Source organism: Streptomyces sp. NPDC056169 (assembly GCF_042268445.1).
Taxonomy (GTDB): Bacteria; Actinomycetota; Actinomycetes; order Streptomycetales; family Streptomycetaceae; genus Streptomyces.
On the sequence record NZ_JBHJUO010000016.1, the window covers coordinates 110,416 to 128,706 of the forward strand.

10 protein-coding genes are annotated in these 18,291 nt (G+C 74.4%); 7 read left to right on the top strand and 3 right to left on the bottom strand.

What is annotated here, in order from left to right:
• Window positions 1-5: 5 nt before the first annotated feature.
• The 5 genes from ACFC0G_RS26495 to ACFC0G_RS26515 all read left to right on the top strand — a co-directional run bounded on the left by ACFC0G_RS26495 (window position 6) and on the right by ACFC0G_RS26515 (window position 6,254).
• Complete coding sequence (locus tag ACFC0G_RS26495) at window positions 6-686, top strand: TetR family transcriptional regulator (RefSeq protein WP_376407403.1); 681 nt, start codon at window positions 6-8, stop codon at window positions 684-686.
• A 114-nt stretch (window positions 687-800) separates the two neighbouring features.
• Window positions 801-3,008, top strand: coding sequence for a molybdopterin oxidoreductase family protein (locus ACFC0G_RS26500; protein WP_376407405.1), 2,208 nt, complete (start codon window positions 801-803; stop codon window positions 3,006-3,008).
• Window positions 3,009-3,212: 204 nt separating this feature from the next.
• On the top strand, window positions 3,213-4,622 hold the full coding sequence (locus ACFC0G_RS26505; RefSeq protein ID WP_376407407.1) for a CitMHS family transporter: 1,410 nt from the start codon (window positions 3,213-3,215) through the stop codon (window positions 4,620-4,622).
• 173 nt (window positions 4,623-4,795) lie between these two features.
• Window positions 4,796-5,500 carry a hypothetical protein gene (locus ACFC0G_RS26510; protein ID WP_376407409.1) on the top strand — a complete coding sequence of 235 codons (705 nt, stop codon included), beginning with the start codon at window positions 4,796-4,798 and terminating at the stop codon, window positions 5,498-5,500.
• Entirely contained in the window at window positions 5,487-6,254 is a 768-nt protein-coding gene (locus tag ACFC0G_RS26515) for a class F sortase (RefSeq protein WP_376407411.1), read from the top strand. Before ACFC0G_RS26510 ends, ACFC0G_RS26515 begins: the two co-directional genes overlap by 14 nt.
• A 36-nt stretch (window positions 6,255-6,290) precedes the next feature.
• On the opposite strand, the gene ACFC0G_RS26520 is transcribed toward ACFC0G_RS26515, so the two are convergent.
• The 3 genes from ACFC0G_RS26520 to ACFC0G_RS26530 all read right to left on the bottom strand — a co-directional run bounded on the left by ACFC0G_RS26520 (window position 6,291) and on the right by ACFC0G_RS26530 (window position 15,304).
• Window positions 6,291-9,683 (bottom strand): AAA family ATPase, encoded by a 3,393-nt coding sequence (locus ACFC0G_RS26520; protein WP_376407413.1) that lies wholly within the window; start codon window positions 9,681-9,683, stop codon window positions 6,291-6,293.
• Between the two features lie 108 nt (window positions 9,684-9,791).
• Complete coding sequence (locus ACFC0G_RS26525) at window positions 9,792-12,710, bottom strand: VCBS repeat-containing protein (RefSeq protein ID WP_376407415.1); 2,919 nt, start codon at window positions 12,708-12,710, stop codon at window positions 9,792-9,794.
• The gene (locus ACFC0G_RS26530; protein WP_376407417.1) at window positions 12,710-15,304 is read right to left on the bottom strand and encodes a S8 family serine peptidase; all 2,595 of its coding nucleotides are present in this window, start codon (window positions 15,302-15,304) and stop codon (window positions 12,710-12,712) included. Before ACFC0G_RS26530 ends, ACFC0G_RS26525 begins: the two co-directional genes overlap by 1 nt.
• Before the next feature lie 426 nt (window positions 15,305-15,730).
• On the opposite strand from ACFC0G_RS26530, the gene ACFC0G_RS26535 reads away from it, so the two are divergent.
• Together ACFC0G_RS26535 and ACFC0G_RS26540 are read left to right on the top strand one after the other, a co-directional pair.
• A complete protein-coding gene (locus tag ACFC0G_RS26535; RefSeq protein ID WP_376407419.1) occupies window positions 15,731-17,122 on the top strand; it encodes an aldehyde dehydrogenase family protein in 1,392 nt (463 codons plus the stop codon).
• Window positions 17,123-17,190: 68 nt separating this feature from the next.
• Window positions 17,191-18,273 (top strand): Zn-dependent alcohol dehydrogenase, encoded by a 1,083-nt coding sequence (locus ACFC0G_RS26540; protein WP_376407621.1) that lies wholly within the window; start codon window positions 17,191-17,193, stop codon window positions 18,271-18,273.
• Window positions 18,274-18,291 lie beyond the last annotated feature (18 nt).

Below are 18,291 nucleotides of genomic sequence, written 5' to 3' on the forward strand. Positions count from 1 at the left end.
GCATCATGGTCCCCGTGCCCCAGACCCGCCCCAAGCCCCCGCCCGCGCTCCGCCGCACTCCCGTCCAGCAGCGCAGCGCGGAGCGGCTCGCCCGGATCCTCGACGCCTGCGCCGTTCTCCTCGACGAGACCGGCTACGAGCAGCTGAGCACCCGCGCCGTCGCCGCCCGCGCGGGCGTCCCCATCGGCTCCGTCTACCGCTTCTTCGGCAACAAGCGGGCGATGGTCGCCGCCCTCGCCCACCGCAACCTCGACCAGTACGCCGAGCGGATCTCCACCCGCTTCGCCGCGACGCCCGTCCTCGACGCGTACGGCGCCATCGACGGGGTCCTCGACGAGTTCATCGCCATGAAGCGGACCGTCCCGGGCTTCGCGCTCGTCGACTTCGGCGCGCCGGGCGAGACGGGGGAGACGGGGGAGGAGTCGGGGGCGGACGAGGTGGGGGAGGGGGCGGAGGACTCCGCCGGACACCCCAACGACCTCGTCGCCGAGCGGCTCTGCGAGCTGCTCGCCGTCCACCTCGGCCGCGCCGCCGACGAGGCCCTGCGCCGGAAGGTCCTGGTCGGCGTCGAGACCGCCGACGCCCTCGTCCGGCTCGCCTTCCGCACGGACCCCGAGGGCGACCCGGCGCTGATCGACGAGACCCGCCAACTCCTGTACGCCTACCTGGCACCCTCGCTCTCCTAGAGGCTCCGCGGGCAGCCTCCGCACGAGGCTCCCGCACGCCTCTCCCGCACACCCCTCCCGCACGTGCCAACCGGTCGGTATGCTCGGCGCCACCCGACGCACCAGGGAGACGCCATGCCCACCGTCCTGCGCATCTGCCCCCTCTGCGAAGCGACCTGCGGACTGGCCCTGACCCTGACGCCCGACGGCTCCCGGGTCACGGCGGCCCGCGGCGACCGCGAGGACGTGTTCAGCCAGGGGTTCGTCTGCCCCAAGGGCGCCGCCTTCCCCGAGGTCGACGCCGACCCGGACCGGCTCCGCCGCCCGCTCGTCCGGAAGGACGGCCGGCTTCAGGAGGCGAGCTGGGCGGAGGCGTTCGACACCATCGCCGCCCGGATCCGCCCGCTGATCGAGGAGTACGGGCCGGACTCCGTGGGTATCGTCCTCGGCAACCCCAATGTGCACACGATCGCCGGCGCTCTCTACCCGCCCCTGCTCATCGGCGCCCTGCGCACGCGGAACCTCTTCACGGCGTCCACGCTCGACCAGATGCCCAAGCACGTCTCCAGCGGGCTGCTGTTCGGAGACCCCTTCGCCGTGCCCGTCCCGGACCTGGACCGCACCCACCACCTCCTGATCCTCGGCGCCAACCCGCTCGACTCCAACGGAAGCCTGTGCACCGCCCCCGACTTCCCCGGCAGGCTCAAGGCGCTCCGCCGCCGCGGCGGCACCCTCACCGTCGTCGATCCCCGGCGCACCCGCACCGCGCGCCTCGCCGACCGCCACGTCGCCATCCGCCCCGGCGCCGACGCGCTCCTCCTCGCCGCCCTCGTCCACACCCTCTTCGAGGAGGGCCTCACCGACCTCGGCCCGCTCGCCGCCCACGTCGAAGGGGTCGAGGAAGTGCGAGCGGCGGTGGGGGAGTTCAGCCCCGAGGCCGTCGCCCCCGCCTGCGACGTGGACGCCGCCACGATCCGTACCCTCGCCCGCGAACTGGCCGCCGCGCCCTCCGCCGCCGTCTACGGGCGGATGGGCAGCTCCACCGTGGAGTACGGCACCCTCGGCAACTGGCTCGTCGACGTCCTCAACGTCCTCACCGGCAACCTCGACCGGCCCGGGGGCGCCCTCTTCCCGCTCTCCGCCACCGCACCCGCCCCGCGCCCGGCCGGCCCCGGCAAGGGCTTCGCCCTCGGCCGCCGGCACAGCAGGGTCTCGCACCACCCCGAGGTCAAGGGGGAGTTGCCGCTGGTCGCGCTCGCCGAGGAGATCGAGACCCCGGGGGACGGACGCATCCGGGCGGTGATCACCGTCGCCGCCAATCCCGTGCTCTCCGCCCCCGACGGGAACCGGCTCGACGCGGCCCTCGACTCCCTCGACCTCATGGTCGCCGTCGACCCGTACCTCAACGAGACCACCCGCCACGCCGACGTCGTCCTGCCCCCGCCCCCGCCCTCCCGGAGCGCCCACTTCGACTTCGCCTTCAACGCCTTCGCCGTCCGCGACCAGGCCCGCTACACCCCGGCGGCGATCCCCCTCGAAGCGGACTCCATGGACGAGTGCGAGATCCACGCCCGCCTGATCCTCGCCGTCTCCGGCATGCACGGCGCCCCGCCGTCCGCCGTCGACGAGCTCGCGATCGACACCACCCTCGCCAAGGCCGTCACCCAGGAGCACTCCCCGGCGTACGGCGCGGATCCGAAGGAGTTCGCGGACCGGCTGACCGGCGCCACCGGACCCGAGCGCCGCCTCGACCTGATGCTGCGCCTCGGCCCGTACGGACTCACCCTCGACGAGCTGCGGAACCGGCCGCACGGCATCGACCTCGGCCCGCTCAAGCCGCGTGTCCAGCAGGTGCTCAAGACCCGCAGCGGCCGGATCGAACTCCTCCCCGCGCCCCTCGCCGCCGACCTGCCCCGCCTGCGCGCCGCGCTGCACGCCGTCCCGGCCCCGGGCACCCTCCAGCTCGTCGGGCGCAGGCACCTGCGCTCGAACAACAGCTGGCTGCACAACACCCCTGCCCTGGGCGGCGGTTCCAACCGCTGCACCCTCCAGGTGCATCCGGAGGACGCGGCCCGACTGCGACTGACCGACGGCGCACCCGCCCGGATCACCGGGGAAGGCGGCTCCCTGGAGGCTCCGGTGGAGATCACCGACGGGGTGCGCCCGGGCGTGGTGAGCCTCCCGCACGGGTGGGGCCACGACCGGCCCGGCACCCGGCTCTCCGTGGCCGCCACCCGCCCCGGCGTCAACGTCAACCAGCTCCTCGACGGCTCCCGGATCGACCCCCTCTCGGGCACCGCCGTCCTCAACGGCTTCCCCGTGCAGGTGGCACCCCTGCCGTGACCCCTGCCGTGACCCCCGCCGTGACTCCTGCCGTGCCCCCCCGCCATGACCCCAGCCATGACTCCTGCCGTCGACTCGGCTCTGACCTGGGGTTTTGCTCGTATTGCTCACGCGTCAACATCTTGTTAACGGCAGAAGAGGGCACCTACCGTCATCCGGACCGCCGCTCGGCGGCAGTTCAACGGTGAACGTGAGGTGTCCTCCATGCTGACCGTCCTCGGCTTCGCCATGATCGCGACTTTCCTGGTCCTGATCATGATGAAAAAGATGTCGCCGATCGCGGCGCTCGTATTGATCCCCGCGCTGTTCTGCGTCGCGGTCGGGCAGGGGGCCCAGCTCGGCGACTACGTCATCGAGGGGGTCGGCAAGCTGGCGCCGACCGCCGCGATGCTGATGTTCGCGATCGTCTACTTCGGCGTCATGATCGACGTCGGCCTCTTCGACCCGATCGTCCGGGGCATCCTGCGCTTCTGCAAGGCCGACCCGGTACGCGTCGTCGTGGGTACGGCGGTGCTCGCCGCGATCGTCTCCCTGGACGGCGACGGCTCCACCACCTTCATGATCACCGTCTCGGCGATGTATCCGCTCTACAAGCGGCTCGGTATGAGCCTGGTCGTCATGACGGGTGTCGCCGCCACCGCCAACGGCGTGATGAACACCCTGCCCTGGGGCGGTCCCACGGCCCGCGCCGCGACCGCGCTGAAGCTGGACGCCGCCGACATCTTCGTCCCGATGATCCCCGCGCTCGGCGTGGGCCTGCTCTTCGTCTTCGCCCTGGCGTACGTCCTCGGGCGCCGCGAGCGCAAGCGCATCGGCTACCTCACGCTCGACGAGGCCCTGGTGCCGGAGACCGAGACCGTCCTGGTCGCGGCGGGCGGCGGGGCGGGTACGGGGGCGGACACGCCGAAGAAGCAGGTCGGCGGATCCGGTGCCGAGGCGGACGCGGGTACGGGCGCGGGCGACGGTGACGGTTTCCAGGGGCTCGACCCGAACCGCGCGACCCTCCGCCCCAAGCTGTACTGGTTCAACGCCGGCCTCACCGTCGTGCTGCTCGCCGCGATGATCCTGGAGTTGCTGCCGATCCCGGTCCTGTTCCTCCTCGGCGCCGCTCTCGCGCTCACCGTGAACTACCCGAACATGGCCGAGCAGAGGGCCCGGATCGCCGCTCACGCGGACAACGTCCTCAACGTCTCGGGCATGGTCTTCGCCGCCGCCGTCTTCACGGGCGTGCTCACCGGCACCGGCATGGTCAAGCACATGGCCGACTGGCTGGTCGGCGCCATTCCCGAGGGCATGGGCCCGCACATGGCCGTGGTCACCGGCGTCCTGAGCCTCCCGCTCACCTACTTCATGTCGAACGACGGCTTCTACTTCGGTGTGCTGCCCGTCCTCGCGGAGGCCGGCGCGGCCCACGGCGTGTCGTCCCTGGAGATCGCCCGGGCGTCGCTGGTCGGCCAGGCCCTGCACATGTCCAGCCCGCTGGTGCCCGCCGTGTACGTCCTCGTCGGCATGGCGAAGGTGGAGTTCGGCGACCACACCCGGTTCACGGTGAAGTGGGCCGCGCTGACCTCGCTGGTCGTGCTGGCGGCGGGGATCCTCTTCGGGATCATCTGAGCCGGGCGGCCCCGGCCCGGCCCCTCCCGTGTGGCGCCGGGGCGTGGGCCGGACGGGTGGAGACGGAGGCCGGTGCGGTCGAGTCGTCACCTTCTGTGTCCATGTCGTGACAGATAGTCGGATTATCGCAATGCGCGTCCGCTCTGCTCACTCACGACTGGAGGACCTCCCTCATGACGACTCCCCCCACCCGCACTCTGCTCCGCGCGGCACTCGCCACCCTGGCGCTCGGCGGCGTGACCCTCGCCGGCGCCCCGGCGGCCTTCGCCGCGCCCGGCGACAACGGTGACGTCAAGGTCCACCGACAGGGCACCCCCGACACCAGCCAGGAGAACGAGCCTCTGGTCGGATGCACCTTCCGCTTCGCGGCCTTCAACTTCGACGGCCTGCAGAGCGTCCAGTGGAACATCTACGAGCAGCCCGGCCAGCCAGGCAACCAGGACCCGTCGCTGAAGAACGGCAGCATCGCCGTCGACAGCAACGGTGACGGACACACGGACGACATCACCGGCCTGTCGTCCGGCATGTACAAGGTCGAATGGACGTGGGTGGGCCAGAACGGCGCGGCGAAGTCGAAGGTCTTCCGGGTCAACTGCGGCGTGGTCACCAACCCGACGCCCACGCCGACCGCCACCAACGGGACCGGCGGCCCCGGCGGAGGCCCGGGCGGAGGTCCCGGCGGTGACGGCCACGGCAAGCCCCCGCACCACAAGCCCCCGCACGGCCCGGTCGGCGCGGGCGGCGGCGGCAGCGCGCCGATCGCCGCCGAGGACTCCTCGACCTTCGGCATCGGGGCGGCCGTCGCGGCGGGCCTCGCCGGCACGGCCGGACTGGTCCTGATCCGTCGCTCGCGCCGCCGCGACAATGGCGCCGCGTAGGTCCGGCCTCACGCGCCGGTCCCGCCTCACGCGGAGGCGGAGGCGACTGCTCCGGCTCACCAGGACGGTCACGGTGACGTGCGTCCTGGTGACCGGGGTCGCCTGGTGGGCCGGGGACGGGGAACCGGCCGACCCGCCGCTCGCCGCGGGACCGGCCGCCGCGGGACCTCCCGCCGCGCGACCGGCCGCGGCGGCCGGCGCCCCGGCCGCCCTCGACCACAAGGCGAAGCCCCGGGCGCTCCCCAGGGCCACGCCCCCGCCCCGGCCGGCACCGGCGCCCCGGCCGCTCGCCCGCTCGCGTCCCACGGTGCTCGCCGTCCCGGCGATCACCATCGAGGCCCCGGTGATCGAACTCGGCCTCGACGGGGCGGGGCGACTCGCCACCCCGCCGGTCGACGACCCCCGGGTCGTCGGCTGGTACGCGAAGGGCGCCACCCCGGGCGAGCGCGGTACCGCCGTCGTCGTCGGCCACCGCGACACCCGCAGCGGGCCCGCCGTCTTCCTCAACCTCGACTCGCTCAGCCCCGGCAACACGATCCGGGTCGCCCGCGCAGACGGAAAGGTCGCCGTCTTCACGGTCGACCGCGTCCGGACGTACCCCAAGGCCGACTTCCCCGACAAGGAGGTGTACGGCGCCACGGGGCGGCCCGAACTGCGGCTGCTCACCTGTGGCGGAGCATTCGACCGCGGTACGGGCTACGAGGCGAACATCGTCGTCTTCGCCCACCTCACCGACATCGACCGCACGATCTGACGCTCCGACCGACGGGCCCCAGCCGCGCCCGTCGCTCTACCCGCGCCGGTCGTTCGACCCGCGTCCGCCACTCTCCGAGGGTCGGTCACTCTCCGAGCGTCCGCCGCTCTCCCCGCTCCGGCGGGCTCCCGCCAGCCGGCGTGCGCCCGCCGGGTACGGCAGTTCCTCCGCCAGGGCCGCCGCACGGCCGAAGCCCTCCGCCGCCTCCCGCTCCCGGCCCAGCGCCGCGAGTGCGGCGGCCCGCGTCGTACGGGCCTCGGTCTCCGCGAGCCGTTCACCGGCCCGCTCCGCCCGCCCGACCTCGGCGCCCGCCACCTCCGCGGCCTCCGCGGCCCGCCCGCACGCCAGCAGCGCCCAGGCCGTCAGATGCGCCGTGCCCGCCTCCCGGTACCCCGCGAGGAGCCGCAGCGCCTCCTCCGGCCGGCCCTCCCGCACCGCCAGCTCGGCCCGCGCCGACCGCACCTCGTACGCGGCCTGATGGTCGCCCTGCGCCACCGCCGTCCGCTCGGCCGGGTCGAGCAGCGCCCCCGCGCCGGGCGCCGCCTCCCGCATGTGGACGCGGGCGAGCGCGACCAGCGCGTACGGAGCGCACCACACCGCGTGCGACTCCGTGTCCCGCACCGCCGTCTCGGCGAGCTCCCGGGCCTCCTCCACCTCCTCCACCAGGAGGTGGAGCTCCGCCAGGTTGGCCCGCTCGAAGACCGTCGCCGTCGGATCGCCCGAGCGCTCCGCGAGCGCGAGCGCCCGGCGGCCCGTCGCGATCGCCTCCCGCAGCCGCCCCGCCCGCCGCGCCGTCTCGCGCAGCACCGAGAGCACCGAGGCCAGCAGCTGCGGATCGCCGAACGCCTCCGCGTGCGGAAGCGCCCGGTCCGCGACCGGTCCCGCCTGGCCGAAGCGGCCCGCGAGGCCCAGCGAGGTTGCCCGCGCGGCCAGCGCCCTGGCGAGCAGCCCGCGTCGCTCCGGCCCCGTCACCGCCTGCGCCGCGTCCTCCGCGGCGCGCGCGGCGGCCACCCCCTCGTCGTACCGGCCCGCGACGAAACACAGCACCGCGCGCGCCAGATGGTGGGCGCTCGCCGCGGCGGCCGGCGTCCCGGGCCCGGGCGGGCAGGAGTCGAGCAGCCGGAAACCGTCCTCCGTCCCGCGGGTCTTCGGCATCAGCTCCGCGAGCCGCGCCGCCGCCAGGACCCGGCCGTCCGCGTCCCCGCGCCTCCCCAGCTCCTCCAGGGCCTCGCCGAGCAGCCGGGCCGCCTCGTCGAAGCGGCCCATGCGGCGCAGCACGGCGCTCCGGTCGATCCGTGCCCGTGCGGACTCGGCCGCGAGCGCGTCGAGGCGGCCGGTGAGTTCGGCGTAGTAACGGTCGGCGGTGTCGTTCGCGTAGAGCGCCGCCGCCCGCTCGGCGGCCTGCCGGAGATAGCCGGTGGCGCGCGGGTCGTCCGCCCGGGCCAGATGGGCGGCGAGGGTGTCCACGGCATCGGGCCGGCGGCGCAGCACCGCCTCCGCGTACGCCGAGTGCAGGAGCCGGCGGCGGGCCGCCGAGAGCCCTTCGTAGCAGGTCAGCCGGACCAGCGGATGCCGGAAGGCGAGCCCGGCCACGGGCCGGCCCTCGCTGACCACCCGCCGCTCCTCGACCACCGACGCGGCGACGGCCGCCTCCACGCCCTCCGTGGCCTCGGCGGCCGAGAGCCGCGGATGGCCGCCGCGCCGGGCCACGTCGAGGACCTCGGTGAGGGCCGCGTCCTGCCCGGCGACCGCTACCGCGTCGACCACCCGGCGGGCCGCGGGACCCAGCCGGCCCAGGCGCTCCGCCACCAACTGCCGTACGCCCTCCGGGGCACGGGGCCGTCCGTCGCCGTCCCGCACGGCCCGGGCCAGTTCGAGCGCGAACAGCGGATTGCCGAGCGACAGCTCCCACACCCGTTCCGGTACGGCTCCGTCGGCGCCCAGCGCGTCCGCCGTCAGCGCCAGACACGCCTCGCGGGACAGCCGGGGCAGCTCGACCGCGGCGGCGAGGGACTGGCGCAGCAGCAGGTCCAGGACCTGGCGGCGAGGGTCGGACGCCGGAAGTTCCTCAGGACGGACAATGGCGAGAAATCGCCAGGTACTTCCCACCTCGCGGGCCCGGCGGGCAAGATGGCTGAGGAGCTGGAACGAGCCCGCGTCCCCCGCGTGGAGGTCGTCCAGCACCACCATCACGGGCCGCTCGGCCGCCAGTTCGCCGAGCAGCCCCGCCGTCGCCCGGAACAGCCGGTCCCGCTCCTCCTCGGGACTGCGCCCGCTCTCCGGACGCACCCGCCCCAAGGACGGCAGGAGCGCCGCCAGTTCGGGATACTCCGCACCCGTCCTGGCCCGCTCCGCGGTCGGCCGGTCCGCCAGCCAGCCGTCCAGGGCCTCGGCGAACGGGCCGTACGGCGTGTGCCCCTCCGCGTCGTGGCCCGCACCCCACAGCACGGCCGTCCCCCCGGCGGCCGCCCGCCGGGCCGCCTCCCCGGCCAGCCGCGTCTTGCCGAGCCCCGCCTCCCCGGTGAGCACGAGCACGGGCGGGGAACCGGCGGCGAGCAGCCGGGCGAGCAGGTCGTCCCGGCCGCGCAGGGGAGCGGTGGGCGGCTGTCGCACCACGGCCGGGAGCGCGGGCCCCACCGAGCGGGGGGCCGGCACGGGTGCGGCGAGCGCCGCCCGGTGCAGCCGCTCGGTCTCCGGGCCCGGGCGCACGCCGAACTCCGCGTCCAGCGCCTCCCGGCAGAGGTGGTACTGGGCCACCGCGCGGCGCCGCAGCCCCTGCCGCACGTACGCCTCGATCAGGACCCGGTGCGCCTCCTCCTCCGCCGGGGCCACCGCGAGGACCTGCTCGGCCGCGGGGACCGCCTCCTCGGGGGCGCCCGCGGCCAGGTGGGCGGCGGCGAGGGCGAGCAGGGCGCGCTCCCGCAGCGCGGACAGCCGCTCGCGGCGGGTCTCGGCCCAGGGCGCGTATCGGTCCTCGGGCAGCAGCTCGCCCGTGAACGCCGCCAGCGCGGTGGCGAGTTCGGCGCGCCCGCCGTGCGCGAGCGCCGCCTCCGCCAGGGCCTCGGCCTCGTCGGCGTCGATCCGTACCGTCCGCGGATCGAGCCGCAGCAAGGAGCCCTCGCCGGTCAGATAGGAGGAGACGGACCGGGGAGCCAGCTCGGGTTCGATCGCCCGGCGGGCCGCGTGCAGCGCCACCCGCAGACTGCCCAGCGCGGCCTGCGGATCCGCGTCCGGCCAGCAGATCTCCATCGCCTGCTCGCGGTGGAGGCTGTGCCCGGGGGAGACCGCGAGCAGTTTCACCAGCGTGCGCGCGCTCGGCCGGGGCCACCGCTCGGAGAGCGGCGGCCCGCCGTCCCGGTCGACCCGGAACCCGCCGAAGAGGCGCACTCGAAGCACCGGAGGTGCGCCCGCTGGTATGTCTGCGCTCATGAGGGCGCCCACTGTAATGGGTGCCCCGTGCACCGGAATGGCGTGGTCCGGAGAAGGCCGGAGACCCCCGCCCGGTGGCGCGGGCGGGGGTCCGTGATCCGTGGCGGGTTACTGGGCGGTCAGCCTGCCCGTCACCATGCCGTGGATCGCGCTGTCCTGGAGCAGGTAGCGCCCGCCGGACAGCTCGATCGTGCGGTCGTAGCCCGTGTCGTCCTTGCCGAGGCCGACGACCTCGTCCACGCCGTCGCCGTCGAGGTCCGCGACGACCAGGTTCTGTGTCGCGTAGCCGTTCAGCTTGGCAAGGTGGTTCGGGTAGTTGTCGTCCGCGGTGAGCACCGACGGGTCCCACAGGTAGGCCCCGCCCTCGGTGCCGCCGAAGATCAGCCGCCGCCCGCCGGGGCCCGTGCCGAAGCGCGCGTTGTGCAGGGTCGGCAGCGTGAAGATCCCGTACTCCTGGCCGTCCTTGCCGAAGGTGCGCAGCGCGGCCGTCCCGGCGAGGACCAGGCCCTCGTCGCCGGTGAACCAGTTGCCGAGCGTCCAGGCGCCGCCGCCCGTCGAGGTGTGCACGACCTTGCCCGTGCGGACGTCACGGAACTCGAAGTACGTGACCCACTGGCCGCCCTCCTTCACGATCCAGGAGTAGACGACCGCGTGGCCGTCCGCGTACGGAATGCCGGGCGAGGCGTACACGCCGTGGAAGAGCTGCGCCGCGTAGACCGTGGTGTCGGCGTCGCCGGTCCAGGTCGGGTCCGCCGACCAGAGAGCCTTGCCGGTACGGGCGTCCAGGGCCGTGCCGCCGACGACGGCCGTCCCGTCGTTCACCCCGCGCGTCTGGTACGAGCCGAGGACCTTGCCCTCGGCGACGGCGAGGTCGGAGAAGACCAGGCCGGGCGCGGGCGCGTACGTCCAGAGGGCCCGCCCGCCGCCGCCGTAGGCGCGGATCGCGTCGGTCGGCACGAGGATCTCCTCGTCGCCGTCCCGGTCCAGGTCCGCCACCGTGACGGAGCGGACGAACTGCCCCTTCCCGTCGATGGTCTCGCGGACCCGGCCGGTACGGGCGTCCACGACGACCGCCGCCGAGTCGGCCGCGACGACGAGGTCGTCGCGCCGGCCGTCGCCGTCGGTGTCGCCGATCCGGATGTCCCCCTGCACGGAGCCCGGCAGCGTGGCCTGCCACAGCACCTTCGGCTTCCCGGAGACCAGCGAGGGCCCGTCGTAGGCCCACAGCCCGTGGGACTGGCCGCCGACGATCACGTCCTCGCGCCCGTCGCCGTTGACGTCGGCGGCGAGGCCCGTGCTCAGGTCGCCCTGGAGCGGGGTGATCGCGGCCTGCCGGCCGCTGCCGAGCCGGTACGAGCGGATGTTCTGCTCGTTGTCCACGGTCCGCACGCGCCACTCGTCGTCCTCGCGGTACGGCTGGGCGTAGATCGGCGAGGCGGTGGCGCCCGTGTGCTGCCAGCGGACCTCCCCGTCCCGGCCGTTCAGCGCGGTCAGGATGCCGAAGCGGCCGCCGCCCGGGTTGGCGGCGGTCTCCATGCCCTCGGTGGAGATGTACGAGGCGAGCACCTTGCCGTCGGCGATCCGCAGGCCGAGCGCGGAGTCGCCGTCCTTGAAGTTGTCCTCGGCGCGCTTGACGGTGTGGGACCACAGCTCGGCGGCGTCGCCGCCGTCCACGGCGCGCACGGTGGCGGTGTTGACGTAGAGGTACTCGTCGAGCGTCGACTCGCTGATCGCGTACTCGGGGGCGGAGTCGCCGCGCAGCTGGCCGATCCGCAGCCCGATGCCGAGGGCGTTGACCCGGGTGTCGAGGGTGGTGCGGGTCCCGTCGGCCGGGTCGTAGGCGGCCAGCTCGTACCGCACACCGTCCCGGTAGTCGGCCTGCTCCAGGGCGACCAGGCGCTTCCGCGTCGCGTCGTAGGCCAGCTGGCGGGAGTAGAGGTCGTCGTCCGTCTGCCAGGTGACCGAGCCGTCGGCCGTGTCGAGGACCAGGGTGTGGCCCGCGGCGGGGGCCGTGGCTGTCTTCTTCACGTACCAGGACACGGCGACGCGCCCGTCGCCGAGCGGGAGGGTGGACCCCCACCGGCCGTTGCGCTGCCCCGTCTCGTACGTCCAGGTCGCCGACGGCGTGAGCTTCGTGCCGTCGTACGCGAAGCGGAAGGCCCGCAGTGCGGCGGTGGCGTCCTTCGGGGAGTTGAGGCTCGTCGACGGCTGGTCGCCGACGAGCAAGGTGTCGCCGACGAGCGTGACCTGCTGGGCGTCGGCGAAGAGCTTCGACCACAGCGTGCGGCCCGTGGCGCCGTCGAGGACGGTGACGAAGGTGCCGGTGGTCAGTGTGGAGCCGGGGGAGGTGAACGGACGGTACGGGCTGGTGCCGACGTCGGCCGTGAAGACGACGTCCGCGACCCCGTCGCCGGTCAGGTCGCCCTGCGTCCAGCCCCGGTCGGAGCTGTCGGCGAACGGGCTGTTGGCGTGGTAGCCGGTGGTGATCCGGGCCGGGTACGGCTCGGTCTGCCACGGACGGATGTTCGTGACCTGCCAGTCCGCGTACAGCGAGGCGTTGTCCCGCTTCCAGACCGTGCGGCCGTCCTCGGCGAGCCGGGTGACGGTGCCGAGGCTGTGCACGGCGAGGAAGTCGCCGCGCCCGCCGCCGAGCTGGGCGGTGTCGGCCTGTCCCTGGTACGTCTCCAGACCGGAGGTCTTGGTGACGGCCAGGCCACCGGCCGTGGTGTCGGTGGTGTCGGTGGTGTCGGTGGTGTCGGTGGTGTCGGTGGTGTCGGCGGTGTCGGCGGTGTCGGCGGTTTCGGAGGTGCCCTGGAGCTTGGTCCGCGTCGGGTCCTGCGGGGTGACGTCGAGGGGCGCGGCCGGTTCGGCACGCCGCTCCAGGGCGTCGGCCTGGGCGTCGGTGAGGACCCGGCCGAGGGGCTCGTCGTCGGCGTACGCGGTGGTGGCGGGCAGTGCGGTGAGCGCGAGGCCGGCCGCGACGAGGGCGGAGGCGAGGCGCACGCCGCGCCGGGAACGGTGGGTCATCACGCCGCCTTCGGGAAGATACGGATGGCCGAACGGTCCGCGAGGACCGACTGGTCGAAGGAGTACTGCAGGGCGTCCGTGCCGGCCTGGTTCTCGATGCCGACGGTCGCGCCGCCACCGGTCTCCAGGGCGTTCGCGCCGATCGACTGGTACTGGAGGACGACCGCGCCGGTCGCCTCCTCGAAGACGGCCTCGAAGGTGACGCGCTTGGCGGTGTCGGCGGCGAAGGCCGCGTTCTCCCAGACGATCGCGAACCGGCGCTGACCGGCGGTGCCGCTCACGGCGGTCTTCACGGCCGACTTGGAGTCCAGGGTCAGGTCGTCCCAGAAGGCGGCGAGGATGCCGTTGGGCTGGCCGGGGGACGGCAGGGCGGTGTTCTTGTAGTCGCCGAGCCGCGGCGCCAGGAAGTTCACCAGGCCGTTGGTGGTGACGCTCGCCTGGCTGTACGGCACGCCGTAGAACGAGACGGGGAACGGCAGGGCGATCGTCTTCGCGTTCTCGTCGCCGGACAGCGCGACCTTGGAGCTGCCGCCGACCCAGGAGTACGTGGTGGGGAGGCAGCCGTTGCCCGCGGCGTCGGTACGGGCCGGCAGGGCGGCCGTCACGGTCTCGGCGGCGTCCACGGCGAGCGCGGCGCTGTAGGTGCCGTTGCAGAGGACGGGCGCGGCCGGGGCGGCGGTGAGGGTGAACGAACCCTCGGCGACGGCCGGGAAGCGGAAGGCGCCGGCGGCGTCGGTGACGACGGGGGTGAGCGGGGCGTCCGTGAAGCGGACGGTGGCGCCCTTCAGGGGCTTTCCGGTGACGTCCAGGACGGTGCCGGTGACGGCGTGCGCGGGGACGGCGTCCAGGCCCAGGTCGTGGGCGAGGGACTGGCCGGTGGTGACGGTGAGCGCGTCCTCGACGAGGTCCCGGTAGCCGTAGCCGCCGACCGTGAGGGAGTACGTGCCGGCCGCCAGCGTCAGCCGGTAGGCGCCGGAGGCGTCCGTGGTCACCGAGCGGCGGGCCTCGCCCGCGGTGGCGGTCACGGTGACTCCGGCGAGCGGGGAGCCGGTGGCCCGGTCGGTGACCGTGCCGGTGACGGTGGCCGCGGAGTGCGGCGCGCGGTCCACGGCGGCGAGGATGTCGAGCTTGCCCTCGCCCCAGACGTTGTTGGCGGCGGCGGTGCCGCCGCAGTGGGTGTCGTCGACGTCGCGGGCGGAGCCGTTCAGAGCCGCGCGGGTGCCGTCGATGTCCCCGATGAGGGAGGGGGCCGAGGACCAGAGGAGGGCGACGGCGCCGGCGACGTGCGGGGTGGCCATCGACGTACCGGAGATGGCGCGGTAGGCGTTGCCCGGCCAGGCGGAGCGGACGTCGACGCCCGGGGCGGAGATGTTCGGCTTCATCGATCCGTCGACGAGCGACGGGCCGAAGCCGGAGAACGAGGCGATCCTGCCGTTCACGTCGTAGGCGCCGACGCCGTAGGCCGGGGCCTGGGCGCCCGGAGCCTCGGTGGTGGAGCAGCTCGTGCCGTTGCCGGCGTTGCCCGCCGCGAAGGCCTCGAAGATCCCCGCGGCGTTCCAGGACTCGATGATGTCCTGGTAGAAGGTGGTGTTCCCGCCGCCCCAGGAGTTGTTGACGATGTCGGGGGCGAGGTCGGGGCGCGGGTTCTCGCCGTTGTGGTCGGTCGGCGCCAGGATCCACTGGCCCGACTTCAGCAGCGACGAGTCCGAGCAGCTGCGCGCCTCGCAGCCCTTGGCGGCGATCCACGTGGTGCCGGGGGCGACACCGACGCCGCCCGCGCCGGCGATCGTGCCCATGGTGTGGGTGCCGTGGCCGTTGTTGTCGCAGGGCGTGCCGCCGGCGCACTGGCCGGTCGGGTCGTACCAGTTGTAGTCGTGGCTGAAGGTGCCGTCGCCGAGGTTGCCCCGGTAGTTGCCCTTCAGGGCCGGGTGGTCGTACTGCACGCCCGAGTCGACGTTCGCGACGACGATGCCCTCGCCGCGGTTGTCGTACCGGGACCAGACCTGGTCGGCGCCGATGTCCTTGACGCCCCACTCGGGGGTCACCGCTTCCTCCGCGGTCGCGGAGGACCGCGCGGCGGTCGCCGCGGACTGCCCGACCGCCATGGAGGACTGCTCGACCGTGTCGAGGGCGTAGTGCCGCTCCTGGCGGAGGGAGGCCACGTCGGGGCGGGCGGCGAGCTTCCGCACGAGGGCCTTGTCGCCGGTGACCTTGACGGCGTTGGCGATCCAGAACGCCTCGTAGCCGACCTTGGACCGGTCGAGGAAGCGCGTCAGGGAGAGCTGGCTGCGGGCGGCCTCGGTGCGCAGGGCGTCGAAGGTGGTCCGGGCCTTCTTCTCGTGGCCGCGCTGCGAGCGGGCCCGGGAGAGGTCGGCGCGGTCGGCGAGGACGACGAAGAAGGTCGCCTCGCCACCGGCTTCGACGGCGGCGGTGACGCCGGGGTCGACGGTGGCCGTGGCGGCCTTGGGGGAGGGCGCGGCGGCCGTGGACGGCGCCGCGGCCACGGCGGGGGCCACGAGCAGAGCCGTGAGGGTGGCGGCGGCCGTGGCCCAGACGGTGGTTCCGCGCCGGATCGGCGAGCGGGGCAGGTGCATGTGGGTGGCTCCTCCAACGCTGGTACGGGGGAAGCCGACGCCCCGCCACCCCGTACGGACCTGGGGGAAGGCCCTGGGGGAGGCGGGGCGGGCTCGGTCGGGGACGCTAGGTCCGGGCCGTTACTGGGGAATTACCGGCCGCCGGGGTGTGGGGGCCCGGGATACGTGGTGGGGATGCGGGGGCCGGGACACGTGGTGGGGACGCGGGGGGCCGGGGTCGCCGCCGGGGCGCAAGGAGGCTTCCGCCAGTTCCGGGCGCGTACGGCTGTGCGGGGTGTCCGTGGACAGGGCTCGCGCCGGGGCGGCACGATCGGTTCCGTCCGGTACTGAGACCGGGGGCACTCCGGGAGACCCTGGCGCCGGAAAACTAACAGCGCTAGTTTGGGTCGGAGCGGCGAACCCGTCGGTAACGTGAGGAGACAGCGGATGAAGGCCCACGACGCGATGTACATCGGCGGGGAGTGGCGTCCCGCCTCCTCGACGGAGACCGTCCCCGTGATCAACCCGGCGGACGAGCAGGTCATCGCCCACGTCCCGGCGGGCACCGCCGAGGACGTCGACGCCGCCGTGCGCGCCGCCCGCGCCGCGCTCCCCGGCTGGGCCGCCACCCCGCCCGCCGAGCGCGCCGCCCGCATCACGGCCCTGCGCGACGCGCTCGCCGCCCGCGCGGAGGAGATCGCCGCCACCGTCACCGCCGAGCTCGGCGCCCCGCCGCAGCTCGCCGCCGCCGTCCACGCGGGCCTGCCGATCGCGGTCGCCGGCACGTACGCCGAGCTGGCCGCCACCCACCCCTTCGAGGAGAAGGTCGGCAACTCCACCGTCTACGCCGAGCCGGTCGGCGTCGTCGCCGCGATCACCCCCTGGAACTACCCGCTCCACCAGATCGTCGCCAAGGTCGCCCCCGCGCTCGCCGCCGGCTGCACGACCGTCCTCAAGCCCGCCGAGGACACCCCGCTCACCGCCCAGCTCTTCGCCGAGGCCGTGCACGAGGCGGGCCTGCCCGCCGGCGTCTTCAACCTGGTCACCGGCCTCGGCCCGGTCGCCGGACAGGCCCTCGCCGAACACCCGGACGTGGACCTCGTCTCCTTCACCGGCTCCACCGCCGTCGGCCGCCGCATCGGCGCCCTCGCGGGCGGCGCCGTCAAGCGCGTCGCCCTCGAACTCGGCGGCAAGTCCGCCAACGTGATCCTGCCGAGCGCCGACCTCCCCAAGGCCGTCGCCGTCGGCATCGCCAACGTCATGTCCAACTCCGGCCAGACGTGCAGCGCCTGGACCCGGATGCTCGTCCCCGCCGAGCGGTACGAGGAGGCGGTGGCACTCGCCGCCGAGGCCGTCGCCAAGTACGTCCCCGGCGAGCGCGTCGGCCCCCTCGTCAACGCCAAGCAGCGGCAGCGCGTCCGCGGCTACATCGAGAAGGGCGTCGAGGAGGGCGCCCGGCTCGTCGCCGGCGGCCCCGAGGCCCCGCGCGAGACCGGCTACTACGTCTCCCCGACCGTCTTCGCGGACGTCACTCCCGACATGACCATCGCCCGGGAGGAGATCTTCGGCCCGGTCGTCTCGATCATCCGGTACGAGGACGAGGCCGACGCCCTGGCCATCGCCAACGGCACCGAGTACGGCCTCGCCGGAGCCGTCTGGGGCGAGCCCGAGGAGGCCGTCGCCTTCGCGCGCCGCATGGAGACCGGCCAGGTCGACATCAACGGCGGCCGGTTCAACCCGCTCGCCCCCTTCGGCGGCTGGAAGCAGTCCGGCGTCGGCCGGGAGCTCGGCGCGCACGGCCTCGCCGAGTACCTCCAGACGAAGTCCCTCCAGTTCTGACAGCTGACAGCCATGACAGCCATGACAGCCATGACAGTTCCGAGTCCCGAGGAGCACCGCACGTGAGCGTGATCCGCGCCGCCGTCCTGCCCGCCGTCGGCTCTCCCCTGGAGATCACCGGCATCGAACTCCCCGAACCCGGCCCCGGCCAGGTCCGGGTCCGGCTCGCCGCCGCCGGGGTCTGCCACTCCGACCTGTCCCTCTCCAACGGCACCATGCGCGTACCCGTCCCGGCCGTCCTCGGCCACGAGGGCGCCGGCACCGTCGTCTCGGTCGGCGAGGGCGTCACCCACGTCGCCCCCGGCGACGGCGTCGTCCTCAACTGGGCGCCGTCCTGCGGCAGCTGCCACCCCTGCTCGCTCGGCGAGGTGTGGCTCTGCGCGAACGCCCTCAACGGCGTCGCGAACATCCACGCCCGCACCGAGGACGGCACCGAGCTCCACCCCGGACTCAACGTCGCCGCCTTCGCCGAGGAGACGGTGGTCGCCGCGAACTGCGTCCTGCCCGTCCCCGACGGCGTTCCGCTCACCGACGCCGCCCTGCTCGGCTGCGCCGTCCTCACCGGCTGGGGCGCGGTCCACCACTCCGCGCGGGTCAGGGAGGGCGAGACCGTCGCGGTGTTCGGCGTCGGCGGGGTCGGCCTCGCCACGCTCCAGGCCGCCCGGATCGCGGGCGCGTCCACGATCGTCGCGGTCGACGTCTCCCCGGAGAAGGAGGCCCTGGCGAGGGCGGCCGGCGCCACCGAGTACGTCGTCGCCTCCGAGACCACCGCGAAGGACATCCGGAAGCTGACGGGCGGCCAGGGCGTCGACGTGGCCGTCGAGTGCGTCGGCCGCGCCGTCACCATCCGGACCGCCTGGGACTCCACGCGCCGCGGCGGCCGCACCACGGTCGTCGGCATCGGCGGCAAGGACCAGCAGGTCACCTTCCACGCCCTGGAGCTCTTCCACTGGGGCCGCACCCTGAGCGGCTGCGTCTACGGCAACTCGAACCCGGCCGAGGACCTGCCGGTCCTCGCCGAGCACATCAGGGCGGGCCGGTTCGACCTCGGCGCCCTCGTCACCGAGCGGATCACCCTGGACGGCATCCCTGCGGCCTTCGACAACATGCTCGCGGGCAAGGGCGGCCGCGCCCTGGTGATCTTCCCCTGACATCCCGGCCCGCACCGC